The sequence below is a fragment of the Bacillus sp. TH19 genome, assembly GCF_016651075.1.
GTDB lineage: Bacteria > Bacillota > Bacilli > Bacillales > Bacillaceae_G > Bacillus_A > Bacillus_A mycoides.
Genome location: NZ_JAEKEO010000014.1, coordinates 15,955 through 28,825, shown reverse-complemented (window position 1 = coordinate 28,825; position 12,871 = coordinate 15,955). Strand labels below are relative to the sequence as shown.

Here is a 12,871-nt window from a genome sequence, read left to right as displayed (position 1 = left end):
GTTTGAATTTTATTCACTAATTTAAACGGATTGAGATCAAGAATAACTAAAATTGAAGTACTATATTATAAATTCAATAATTGAGAGTAAAAAAGTAGATGTAATTTGTGTAGAAATCTAAGTATCAAGATAGAAGTGAAATTTGAATGATTATAATAAAAAAGAACCCTTGATAGGTTCTTTTTAATAGTTGGTAAATATGTTGTCAACAATAGATGGCGATAAAGGTAGTAATTTAGATGTCTTTATGTTACTCAGCTGAATTTTGTAGGAAGAATTATTTTTTCATACCTCAATGCTCAATAAAAAAGGACATTTCATTTATTTGGGTGTTTTAGTGTATTTGAATTTTGCACGCTAACAAATTTTGTTTAGGGACAAAATGTGAAGTTTTATTCTGAAATAACAGAAAGTTAATGCAGCAAAATTCCTATTGGTAATTTGGATAGATATCAAATATTCCTTTGGCCTTATTTTCTTGATATGACCGTACGTTTATATGTTTCTAAGGGAAAGAAATATTTTCATTTTTATTACCATCTATTGTTTGATTAAGATGGTAACACGAAAATGAAACGTTTACAACCAGAAAATAAAGAAAAAATATTAAAATGCGACTTTTTTCGACAAATATTCCTATAAAACGTTTTGTAGGAATTAGAAATAACTAAATTAGTAATAATAGCTTAATATATTAAAGTGAAATTCAATGAATAAGAGTCCAAAGGCATGAATTTAAATGATAAAGTTATAATTTTCTTTTTTGAACTGTAAGTGTTTTACAAGTATAGTTAAACTTTAATCCAACTAGCATTTCTTCCTTTTGTCACTAGCTTAATATGGCCAAACAATTGCAAGGAATTTAAAGCCTTACTGATTGTACTCTCTGCTATGTCTGGATATGTGTTACGAATACACTCCTTAGTAAAGGGTTGTTTTTGTTTAAGGATAAAATCCTGAATTCTCTCCACTTTAGTATGCTTACATATAGAATCTAGAACTGTATTATGAAGATCTTTGTACGCCTCTAATATAATAGTTAAAAACGTTTTTAACCAAAAGCTACTATTATGTTCCTCGCAGTACCAATTTACCGAAGATTTATAAATCGAATTGTAATATTCAGATTCATTTTTCTTAATGTATTTATCCAGACATACATATTTTACAAATGTATTTCCACTCTTAATTAATAGCAATTGCATTAACATAAGCGCCAATCTGCCGTTACCCTGATTAAAAGGGACTATGCAATAAAAATTAAATATAAAACGAGCTATTAATAAAAGTGAATGATGGCCCTTACTAGAATTTAATGAGTTATATTGATCACATAATTGTTCCATTACTTGTGGAATAAGCTCATGTGGAAGAATGCGGTAACTATTTAAGTGCATTCCGTTTTCAGGAATACCTGGAATAGTAAACGGTTTTTCGCGCCATTTGGCACTGTCAGAGGTAATGTAATGTATTAATTGAAAATGTAATTCCTGTATAGTCTCTGGATTGATTAATAAATCACAGGAATTCTTATGTACAAAAGTAAGTGTTTGATAAAAACAAAAGATAGCATCTTCCGAAATATTTTGAGGTACTATATCATCTAAAATAAGTTCTTTTAATCTTTTATTTGGGACTTTTATATCTTCATAGGTAGTAGTAAAGTTTTTTATGTAATGAAGTGGTATGGTTTTTTCTAAGCTAGTAAATATATCAGGATTTTGTTCCTGATAAGCAGCTAATTTTCCTTTTAATTCACTTTAATTTCACTGATTATATTTAATAGTCTCCTTTTTTAATTCAATATTTTTATACTTGTCATCGAAAAAATTTCTCATTTTTATTCCCCCTGTAACCCCTTAACATGCTGTTACATAAATCTTTCCATTCTAAAGATAGTTTACAACATTATTTTGAAATAACAATATATTTATTTTGATTTTGAACTTATTTTAGAATCAAAATTGTTTATTTAAATTTGATTAACGAGTTAGAACTTATGATTAATCATGTTTGAATAAAGAATGAATATACACAGATAGAAAATATAGTTTGACGTAAATTCCTTTTTATGAATTTACGAGATGAAAAATATAATTTTAGAATTATTATTAGTGTAGTTTGCTGTATTATTGCTGGGAATTTACTAGAAAGTAACTAATTTTCTACAAATAAAATAAAAGAAATCTTAAAGAGGAATCAATAGGATCTAATTTGAATAGGCATAATCCTAACACTAAATGTGCAAATGTACAATAATTAAATGAAAAAAATATGAAAATATCGACTTTTTTCGACAAAATAAATTAAATAGAAAAACAATCTAATGTAAGAAAATTGTTGCTTTAGATGGTCTCTGCATTTCATAAATTAATATTGAAGGAATTATCAAATGATTTTTACGAGTAATAAAAGAGTAGATATATAAATTAAATTGTGACAATTATAAAGTTAGTATTCTCCATTTTCATTATTTAATTTAACAAATTTAATAATATTAAGGTGACTTTCTATATTTAATATAAGTATTTGATGGGGTATGCTCATAAAAAGTGTCATTTTCTATATATCCATGTAGCATTTAGCGCTTGTATTGCGAAATATTTTGACATAAGTTAATTTAAATATTAGGTACAGAAACATTTTAAGGAAAAGAGTCAGTATAAAAGTACCCTGAAAAACGTTTCACCCTAAAAACGTTTTTCCTCAAGAGATTTTCAGGAGCACTAAAGTTTTTTAATTTGTTTCTGTGCCTTATTAGATAAAAATAATATAATAAGTTGTTTAGAAAAGGTGAAAAATCCCCCCATTATAAAATGAATTCATATCACTTAACGTCCGTATGTTCTAGTTAAAGTAGGAATTTAAAGAAAAGGAAAAGGGTTAGCTCTAGTTATAATTAGTGCAATAAATAGGGGGCTACTCAAATTTTTTTGTTTGATTTGGTAGGAGTAATATTTACGTTTGTTGGACTAGGTGTATTAAAGTGCATACCCTTTTTGATTCAACCGATGAGGCGCTAATCAAGGATTTAATCATCTAGAATTTAAAAAGGTTAAATGTGGAACTGAATTTTCTGCTAAATTAGTAGAGATTAAAACAATCCCCTAAAATTGAACTATTCACTACTTAACGTCCTGATAGATTGTTTGAAGTGTTAGTAGGCAAATCTAAAAATAAAAAAGGATATTCTACTCTTCTTTATGTATATAAAACAAAGTGTAAGGTAAGTTCCAGATCCAAAGTGTTTTATTTAATATTCATTCAATCTCATGCGTACTACTTTTTTATTTTCTTAAGAGCATCTATTTGCGTGGATGCTCTTAAGAGAATAAAATGCCTAAAAAAATAAGTATAAGCATACATTTTAAAAATTGATATATCGTATATTATAAAAAACTCCTTGTTCTTCAAATAACGAACAATACAATGTGAATGAAACTCTCAGAAGAATTTACATATAGAATTCACCTTAACTCAAAAAAACACATTTTATGCAAAATTATATTTTCTGCTATAGAAGGGTGGGGGTTAACATGACCAAAACTTGGTGTAGGTTCGTATTCCTTGTAAAATAAGTGATTCTTTACTGTTTTCTCTAGTTGTATCTATTAATGATTCATCAGGTTTCCTTCCAGTGGAAGGGACATAAGTTGTTACTACCCTTGGAAATATATTAATAAACACCCATTCAAATTTGTCGATATTTCTATTTCCAAATTCTAATGTTTCAATTGGCTTAATTGTATTTTCTCTATCAAAAAATTTTATTATGTAAAACCTTTTTGAGAGGTCACTACTATGTTCAATAGTCCAAATTAAATTTTCCATTTTCATGATTTGCAACAAGTCCATTTCCGAAAATCCTTTCATACATAAATATAGCGAATGTTCCTATTCTATACTATATATTTTGAAATTTAAATAGTTATCTTATACGATGGGATAAAAGAAGTTAATACTCTAAAATTTATCTTAGAAAAGGACACACCTATGCATACATATGCTATAGGTGTGTCCTTTTTTAGTTGTTTATAAGTTTCCTACAGAGTTATTGAAGTAACGTTTCAACAGTGTCTCCATAGTGAAGTGAGATTCATTATATAAGATTCATTTAAACCGTATATTAAGTTCGTATGAATCGCATATTGGAATTTTACAATATGTGTGTAAGGCGTTTCTGAAATTATATTATTTTGAAAATATAAACTTCAATATACCAAAAAATAAGAATATTAAACCGTAATAATTTTAGAATATACTTCTAATTAAAAGACGTGCGGAAATGCACGGATAATAAAGGAGAATTTCTTATGACAATGTATAAAAGTGAAATGAAAAAGAGTGTAATAACTGAAGAGGATGTAGATATGTTAAAAATAATGGCACATCCAATTCGATTGCAAATTATAAACGAGTTAATTCAGTATAAAAAATGTAATGTTACACAATTGACGGAGCTTTTAAAAATTCCACAATCTATTGTTTCCCAACATTTATCGAAAATGAGAGGCAAGGTGCTAAAGGCTGAAAGAAAAGGCTTAGAGATGTACAATTATATTACTAATTTAAAGGCGAGTCAGATTGTAGGGATTTTAGGTTTGTAAATAAACAAAACTTCACACATATCATTATAAGTAAAGCACAGAATAATCCCCCCACAAATAAGTGGGGGATTTCTTTTATGACAAAATATCAGTTTTTTTGAGGAGTGTCACGATAGTCACCATGTTCTAATGTGTTAGTATATGAAAAATTTTGAAAGTGCTAAAATGCTTGATATTATTCACTAGAAGTTATGTCGCAAAAATCTTTTAATTTCATCAAAAGCTAAGTGACGATGACCAGCCTGACAATGTTGTTCACCACCAGTTTTCTTAGTGAAAACTACAGAAGTGATGGAGGCTGCATTACATAGCTCCGATTCGATTTGCGGTAATCGGCTAATTGGAACGTACTGATCGTCTTCACCAGCCAGGAGCAATACTTCTTGATTTATGAACTGACCGATTCCTGCCATCGTATGTTTTTCAAAGTTTTTAAGTAAGTTAAATGGCGTTTTTTCACCTGTATTTTCCATACCTTTTTTAACTTTCCAGTTCAGGTCGATGCTGGTAGCCATCATTTGTTTAAACATGGTATTAATTTTGTCAGCTTCATTAGTAGCCAGAAGCGTGGTCAATTTATTCCAGATATTATCCGGCATGCGCATCTTGAGTGCATCAAGGCCACTATAAAAAATATTAAAGGCGATGACTTTGTCGATTCGTTTTTCAAAAGCGGCGGCACGCATTGCCAAGTAGCCGCCCCAAGAAGCTCCGAGAATACTAACACGGTCAAGTTTGAAATAGTCAATGACTGTGGAAACGGGCTTCTCCCAGTTGTGGATGAATTTTAAGCCGTTTTTCAGTGCTGTTCCTTGTCCAGGTCCATCAAAAACTATAATATTATAATTGATTCCTATGAGGTAGTTCATCATCTTCATCATTTCCTCCATGTAGGAATCGTAGCCTCCAAAGAAAAGTAGTGTATTACATGCGCCTGGTGTCATGAATTTGATTGCAGGAAGATAGGAATCTTCATAAGGAATTTGATAGGTTTCATACTCAAAGTCATGAAAGCCCTTATAAAAAGTTTCACGGTATTTTTGGTACACTTTTTCTTTTTTTGGATCGGATGATTCCATATAAAACTCGGCAGCCTGATAATAAACCGAAGCTAGATCGAAGTCTTTCTGATGCTCCCGCATTGCTGCATATTCTATCCAAGTGTTATACCAGCTGTCCGTGTCTGTAAGTCTTGGGATGATGGCTTGCAAATCCTGATTTGCCCGCTCATCGTCTTGATAGAAATCGTTGAAAAAACGGTTAATTTGCAAATTGAACTGTTCGTTGTTTACATACTGTTTAAACATAAAATCCCTCCTTATATTTGACTACAAGGTAAGGATAAGAGAAGTATATTAAAGAAACAACAAGCAGGAAAGGGGAAGAAGTACGAAATCGAACCATAAGGATATAAATGGTTTGATAAGCAACTTTGGGAAGGAGATTGATTATTAATGGGAGAGGATGTTCGTGTTTATAAAACGAAGAAAAATATTTCTAATACACTTATTACCCTCTTGAACGAAAAAGAGTTTGGGCGAATTACAACTAAAGATATTTGCATACATGCTATGGTGAGTAAGTCCACATTTTACAGCCATTTTGCAGATAAATATGATCTTTTGGAAAAATTAGTGCAAAATTATGTCTGCTGGTTCAAGGAAGAAATTGAATTTCGTTTCGCATTAATAGAGAATGGAAATGTGGCTCAAGCTATTAATATGATAACCGATAAGATCTCAGCGCGAAAAAAAGAGGTTGCAACTTTACTCCATGTACGTGTTCCCTCAGCGGATTTACGTTTAGAATTAGAATCCATTTTATATAATGCCTGCTATTCCTATTTGAAAGAGCAGCAGGTTGAAGTAAGTGTGCCGATTGACTTTGTAGCTCAGTTGTATACAGCAAACGCAATGGTGTCAATCAATTGGTCGCTGAGCAACGATAAAAATCCAGATGTGGTTGAACTAATCGATAATATGCAGGGATATGTTTTTGATCTGATTTTGTCAGGTGGCGAGAGAATGTAATAAATCATGAAACCTGCTTAATAATGTAGTTATCGTGTGGGGTGTGGGTGTAAAAAATTAAGTAATCGATATTTGGATTTTTTGTGAATCTTTATTGGTTTTTTATAAACTCTTTACTACATAATGTTACAAAATAGAATTAATTTGCTTAATTTAGCCCCATATCAGGTTAATAAATAAACTAAATGTGTTTATGTTATTGAACTATTAATATATTAGTAGGTGATTTGTTCGTTTATCCCTATATTGCTATTATATTAGCATAAATAATATATTGGGGTGACAAGTATGAATTTGAAATTAACATTTAAGTTAGAAAGATTAAGAAAAAGTAAAAAAGGAATTGGTGCTTGTGTTTTAGCTGTAGGGGTGACGGCAATTACAATGATTCCTCAAAGTGCATATGCACATGGGTTTGTTGAAAAGCCGAGTAGTCGTGCTGCTTTATGTAGTCAGAATTATGGAGCATTAAATTTAAATTGTGGAAATGTAATGTACGAACCTCAAAGTCTAGAAGCACCTAAAGGATTCCCAGATGGTGGACCGATTGATGGGAAAATCGCTTCGGCAGGAGGACTGTTTGGAGGGATTCTTGACCAACAAACATCAAATCGCTGGTTCAAAAACACAATAAAGGGGGGAGCAAATACATTTACATGGAAATACACAGCGGCACATTCTACAAGTAAATGGCATTATTACATTACCAAAAAGGGATGGAATCCTAATAAACCATTAACACGTGCTGAATTAGAACCAATTGGAACTGTGAAACATGATGGTTCGGCAGCATCAAATAATTTAACACATACAATTAATGTACCAACTGATCGCAATGGTTATCATGTTATTTTAGCTGTATGGGATGTAGCAGATACGTCAAATGCGTTTTATAATGTAATTGATGTAAATCTAGTAAATAATGAAGCTCCCGATACAGTAGCTCCAAGTCAACCAACTGGATTAAATGCGTCTAAAGTTTCTGCCAATAGTGTTGAACTAACATGGAAGGCCTCAAATGATAATATAGGCGTAAAAGAATATCAAGTGTTACGTAATGGAGAAGTAATTGGTACGGTACCAGGTACAACTTTTACTGATAAAAAACTAAAAGCAAATACGGAATATACCTATACAATAAAGGCATTAGACGCTGCTGGAAACATATCAAAAGAAAGTGAAAAACTAAAGGTTAAGACAACAAATGAAACTCCAGATAAAGAGGCTCCGACTCAACCAAAAGGATTACATAGTATGGGTACAACAGCGACAACTGTTGATTTGATGTGGAGTGCGTCTGAAGATAATGTAGGTGTTGATCATTATGTTGTATATAGAGAAAGCACTGGGGTTATGAATAAAATTGGGACAGCGGATAATACATCCTTTATGGATAAAGATTTAAAAACTAATACATCGTATAAATATGTAGTGACGGCGGTTGATTTAGCTGGAAATGAGTCTAGTAGAAGTGATGTTTTAACTGTAGCAACCAAACTAGAGGACTCTACTTATGAAAAATGGGATGCAAGAAAAGCATACAATAAAGGTGATAAAGTAGTACATGAGGGGAAAGTGTATGAAGCGATTCAAAGTTATCAAGGGAACGGCGATCCAAATTGGATTTTTGCACTATCGCTTTGGAAGCCAGTTTTAAATAAATGATAAGTGGAAAAGGGTAGTTATCACTTATTCTATGTGCAATACCGGAACAGGGGGGCAATTTTTACTCTTCATCCCAATATATACGAAATGAAATTATTAAAGAACCCCAATGGTATTCCATCAAAAAGGAATTCCATTGGGATTCTTTATTTTTTAATTTGTAATAGCGTATATTTTCACTGTAAATTTATTAGTGGCACCAAGTGGGCTTGCAATATAATATTTAGCATTCGTATAAGCTTCAGTCCTAGATCCATGTGAAATATTTTTCCAACGAGTAGAATCTGTACCTAGGGAAACGTCAATCATTACATTGAAGGAGATAGCAGAAGGATGATCTTTTTCTGAAGGCTCAATAATCCATTTTAATTCCTTAGTACCTACAGGTAAACTATCAATTTTAAAGTTTTGACTGGATCGATTTTGTTGTCCGGATAAAGGGCTAGATTCGGATGAAATTTGCGAAATTAATATTTCTTTTTCATTCGAATGTATACCGTTTAATTTAATGATACTATCAATTAAACCTGGACCAGGAAAATCAGCTGCGATAATACCAGAATGTTTAATTCCACCTTGTTGCAAGAGTTCGGTCCCAAGTGTATTCATTCCACCATAAAATACTTGACCATTTATATCACGAGGGAAATCTTCCCACGCATTAGTTGTAGCTTTTTGAATCATCTTGGGGTTACTATCAGTATTTCTGCTCTCTTTACCACTTGCAACAAACCAAGGATAAACATTATTTAATAATGCAGCAGCACCACCTGTGCCACTAAAATGGTTAAGATAGATTTTATCATTGTTAAAATTATTATTTGCATTTTGAAGGTGGGTTCTCACCGCATTCCATTTTTCATACATTCCGTCTGGTCCTTTTTCAATTTCAAATGTATCTTGTATATTTAAGCTATCGTAATTAATACCATATTGCTGAGAGGCTGTAAAGTTTTGTAAGATTACAATTTTCCCTCGGATGTCTCCTAGAGTAGGGTTATTTTTTTTTGAAGTTGGTACAGAACTCGGATCCCAAAAATAGGAAGAATTAAGGTCTTTGTATTTATTAAGTATTTCCTCGAATGATAGTGAGCCACTTTCAGGAGTAGTTTCTTCTTTTAAGCGCATTAAAATTGTTTCTGTAGGATGATCTTTTAAAAATTGAATTGCCTCTTTTAATACATCTTCAAACATTGCTTTTTGATTTACAATCCCATGGTACATTGCAAAAGAATCTTTTACACGTTTAACACGCATATCTACATATCGAATTCCGGAATTTAATTGTTGTGGTAGACTCATAGTTTGATTTCTTGTCAAATTTTCATCAAGAAAGCTTGCTCCATGTAAAGCCATTGTACCGTGAGTCCCTGGAATAGATATTTCACTCAATTTTGTTGAATCTGCTACTTTCGACATCCATGCTGGGTTTTGATAGCCTATATTGGATTCATAGGAATAACCTGGATGACTATCAGCAAAAATAGTAGATGGTGTACTTAAACTTGCTAGTGTGAAACAAGTAAGGATACTAATTTTAAAAAATTCCTCATTTTTATTTTGTTCATTTTATCTCTCCTGACTTTTAAACAATAGATATAATAAAACAAGATGATTTTTTACTACATCTATTGTTTTCATTCTTAAAGTAATGAATTTTTGTGTTTGAAAAAATCAAAATAGGGTAGGAAGTTATTTGAGATTTTAATAGTTTGTTGTAATAAATTGTATCTAATAGTCAAACGGATTCTTAAAGAATTGAAGCATAGATAGGTAAAAAACAAACTTTCCGCTGTACTGTATACAAACAAAACAGAAGTCTTAAAAAGACTTCTATTTTGTGACATATAATGAATGATAAGGTGGTTAACAAATCAAGATAATGTGACTGAGTGGTAAAAATCTATTTATAGCTGTTTCAGAATTTTTTATAACAAGGTTACTTATGAAAAATGGGACTCTGTTAGGCTAACAAAAATTAAGAAATTCTACTCATTAAAACTTAAACTAACTACAGTTGCGATAGATTGGGCTGCATGTTCCCAGCTTCCATCTATCACTTTTCCAATCTGTTGACCAAGTGCATTTAAATCATTTGGATTAACTGGAATCCCATTATACGCAGCAAGAATTGATAAAAGTGGAGCGGCAAAAGGTGTCCAACCACCTCTATCAATATTAAATACAGGCTTATCTATTACCTTTCCATCTTGCACTGTAAACTCATAATAAAATTGATCATCTGGACGAAAACTTAAATGATGAGAAATTTGTCCCTTAACATATGTTTTACCACCACCTAAATTTACTACTTCAATTGGTTTTACATTAAATTCATGCTCAAATACTTTAATTTTTTTAACTTCTGGACCATTTAAGGCAGCTTTAACTGCTGTTTCCAAATTATTTTGTGCAAATGGTTGAATACTCATCTGTGTCTCTTCTTGTTGGATAGGAGCCTCTTTTTCAGCAGCAAACACCGATGTACTTGGTAGTGCACCTGTAGCCAATGTAGCTGCAAGTGCTGTCGTCATCATGATTTTTCTTTTCATCTTCATAGTTTTCTTCCTCCCTTAAAGTTATGATATATAATTTTTTAAAGACTGACATGGGGCAATATTTTATTTCATAATGCACGCAAAAAAATAGTTTAAGAATTATGTGAAATTATGTCAGAAAATTAAAGTTAATTATATATGCACTTACAATGATAGCTATCTGCACATGTTTTTTCAATTTTCTAACAAATAATACAGTAATACCTTTTCATAAGGCAATTTAGTGTTTCAATTCTCTCTTTGTACGTTTTAAACAAATTAAAATCGTAGTGGTAATAATATATTTGTAATCAAATGTCGTATATACTTCGAGAAAAGTACACAATATTTTTATAAAAAACTATAGGAATTATCATGATATAGTTATCAAACTAAGTAAGATAAATGTTAATATTATGAAGGGATTCCAGTGATCTGCTATAAAATTACTGAGAAATGAGCATGACATCATACACGCATGCGATTGAAAAATTTTATAAGTGGCGTAAAAAACTATAACAAATACTACAAATCAATTAAAAAATTTCAGTTATTCTGAATGCGAAGGGCACGTAATATTTATTGTGAACTGTAGTACTGATTAAGATTTTAGGAGGAAGTATGAACAAGAAGATTAAAAGAATCATATTAATTATTGGTATATTAGTAGGCATTAGTATCTTTTTATATTTACAAAACAATTTAATAAGTATAACTGAGGTTAAAATAACCTCTAGTAAAATTCCCTCTTCTTTTAAAGGATATAAAATACTACAAATTTCAGATTTACATAATAAAAAATTTGGTGATAATCAAGACGTTTTAATTCAAAAAGTAAAAAGCATAAATCCAGATATTATTGCTATTACGGGTGATTTAATAGACAGTAAATCGTACGATGCAGAAATGAGTATGCAAGTAATACGAGAACTTGTGAAGGAATATCCGGTATATTTTGTGACAGGAAATCATGAAAAATGGTCAGGAAAATATAACAGTTTAGAAAAAAATTAAAGAAACAGCATGTCACTGTTTTAAGAAATGAACATGTAATAATACAAAAGGGAGGACACGAAATAAACTTGTTAGGAATTGATGATCCGGAATTTAATACTGGAGATATTGATGAAGGAAGTATTGTAAAAGATGCAATTGTAAAAGCAAAAATTGAAACGCTGCCAGATAGGTATAATGTATTATTATCCCATAGGCCTGAATTTTTAGAAGCATATGCTGATGAGCAAGTAGATTTAGTGTTATCGGGTCATGCACATGGGGGGCAAGTTCGGTTACCTTTTATCGGGGGATTAGTTGCTCCTAATCAAGGAATACTGCCCAAATATACAGCGGGTTTATATGAACAACAAAATACGTCTATGATAGTTAGTAGAGGATTAGGCAATAGTATCATTCCGCAAAGAGTTTTTAATAGACCTGAGATTGTAGTCGTGCAGTTAAATTAATCTGTACGGCTTTTTTGTTCAGGAGAATAATTTAAAGGTAGTTTTTCTTGAGTACAAGTTTCCATTACAATTTTGTTAAAATTTTTCAACGTTACATAAAGTAACAAAATTTGACCTATTGAGTTTGTTATAGTGTAAATAATCAAAAAACTTAAAAATTAGTCGAGTTAAAGTAGTTATTATTAAACGATATTAAAAATATAAAGGGGTGTACAAATGCATAAAGAATTTGAAATTGAAGAATATACGGCGATCGAGGAACAAATTCATTATTATAGTACGTCTTTATTAGTAAGTCATCCTGAGCAAATTGTAAAGTATTTAGAACAACGGCTGGAAAAGTATGCAGAAACGTTACAATATGCACATTTATATCCGGAAACGGTTATATTACCAATACAGCAAATAGTGATCGAATATTCTTTAGATGTTGCTAGAATTAGAAGGTATTTAAATTTAAAAACATAACAAAAATCAAATAATTTACAATGAAACAGAGTCGACTTTAAGAAAAGATATTCTAATGTCGACTCTGTTTCATTGATTTAGTAAATAACAGAAAAAATATA

Annotated in this window: 7 protein-coding genes and 3 pseudogenes; 5 read left to right on the top strand and 5 right to left on the bottom strand. The window is 31.0% G+C overall.

The annotated features are described in order from the left end of the window. Positions 1-791: 791 nt before the first annotated feature. Positions 792-1,838 (bottom strand): annotated as a pseudogene (locus JFU54_RS29040) (Fic family protein). Between the two features lie 1,693 nt (positions 1,839-3,531). Then, positions 3,532-3,855: a hypothetical protein gene (locus JFU54_RS29035; RefSeq protein ID WP_201067632.1), complete on the bottom strand. Its 324-nt coding sequence runs from the start codon at positions 3,853-3,855 to the stop codon at positions 3,532-3,534. A 458-nt stretch (positions 3,856-4,313) separates the two neighbouring features. Here JFU54_RS29035 and JFU54_RS29030 point away from each other — a divergent pair, with 458 nt between their 5' ends. Beyond that, positions 4,314-4,607, top strand: a complete 294-nt coding sequence (locus JFU54_RS29030) for an ArsR/SmtB family transcription factor (RefSeq protein ID WP_002016993.1) — start codon at positions 4,314-4,316, stop codon at positions 4,605-4,607. Positions 4,608-4,789: 182 nt separating this feature from the next. On the opposite strand, the gene JFU54_RS29025 is transcribed toward JFU54_RS29030, so the two are convergent. Further along, positions 4,790-5,914, bottom strand: coding sequence for an alpha/beta fold hydrolase (locus tag JFU54_RS29025; protein WP_002016994.1), 1,125 nt, complete (start codon positions 5,912-5,914; stop codon positions 4,790-4,792). Positions 5,915-6,061: 147 nt separating this feature from the next. Between JFU54_RS29025 and JFU54_RS29020 the strand changes: the two genes are divergently transcribed. Both JFU54_RS29020 and JFU54_RS29015 read left to right on the top strand, forming a co-directional pair. Continuing rightward, positions 6,062-6,637, top strand: coding sequence for a TetR/AcrR family transcriptional regulator (locus JFU54_RS29020; protein ID WP_002085457.1), 576 nt, complete (start codon positions 6,062-6,064; stop codon positions 6,635-6,637). A 288-nt stretch (positions 6,638-6,925) separates the two neighbouring features. Beyond that, a complete protein-coding gene (locus JFU54_RS29015) occupies positions 6,926-8,302 on the top strand; it encodes a lytic polysaccharide monooxygenase (protein ID WP_201067630.1) in 1,377 nt (458 codons plus the stop codon). Positions 8,303-8,455: 153 nt separating this feature from the next. Here JFU54_RS29015 and JFU54_RS29010 read toward each other — a convergent pair. Together JFU54_RS29010 and JFU54_RS29005 are read right to left on the bottom strand one after the other, a co-directional pair. Continuing rightward, positions 8,456-9,870 (bottom strand): annotated as a pseudogene (locus JFU54_RS29010) (phosphatidylinositol-specific phospholipase C). A 420-nt stretch (positions 9,871-10,290) separates the two neighbouring features. Beyond that, positions 10,291-10,860, bottom strand: a complete 570-nt coding sequence (locus tag JFU54_RS29005) for a hypothetical protein (RefSeq protein ID WP_002016999.1) — start codon at positions 10,858-10,860, stop codon at positions 10,291-10,293. A gap of 600 nt (positions 10,861-11,460) precedes the next feature. On the opposite strand from JFU54_RS29005, the pseudogene JFU54_RS29000 reads away from it, so the two are divergent. Together JFU54_RS29000 and JFU54_RS28995 are read left to right on the top strand one after the other, a co-directional pair. Then, positions 11,461-12,302, top strand: a pseudogene (locus JFU54_RS29000) (metallophosphoesterase). Positions 12,303-12,518: 216 nt separating this feature from the next. After that, on the top strand, positions 12,519-12,770 hold the full coding sequence (locus JFU54_RS28995) for a hypothetical protein (protein ID WP_002065514.1): 252 nt from the start codon (positions 12,519-12,521) through the stop codon (positions 12,768-12,770). The last annotated feature ends 101 nt before the right edge of the window (positions 12,771-12,871 follow it).

Coding starts and splice junctions, on each gene's coding strand:
- JFU54_RS29035 (WP_201067632.1), bottom strand. CDS start 3,855: ATGGACTTGTTGCAAATCATGAAAATGGAAAATTTAATTTGGACTATT.
- JFU54_RS29030 (WP_002016993.1), top strand. CDS start 4,314: ATGACAATGTATAAAAGTGAAATGAAAAAGAGTGTAATAACTGAAGAG.
- JFU54_RS29025 (WP_002016994.1), bottom strand. CDS start 5,914: ATGTTTAAACAGTATGTAAACAACGAACAGTTCAATTTGCAAATTAAC.
- JFU54_RS29020 (WP_002085457.1), top strand. CDS start 6,062: ATGGGAGAGGATGTTCGTGTTTATAAAACGAAGAAAAATATTTCTAAT.
- JFU54_RS29015 (WP_201067630.1), top strand. CDS start 6,926: ATGAATTTGAAATTAACATTTAAGTTAGAAAGATTAAGAAAAAGTAAA.
- JFU54_RS29005 (WP_002016999.1), bottom strand. CDS start 10,860: ATGAAGATGAAAAGAAAAATCATGATGACGACAGCACTTGCAGCTACA.
- JFU54_RS28995 (WP_002065514.1), top strand. CDS start 12,519: ATGCATAAAGAATTTGAAATTGAAGAATATACGGCGATCGAGGAACAA.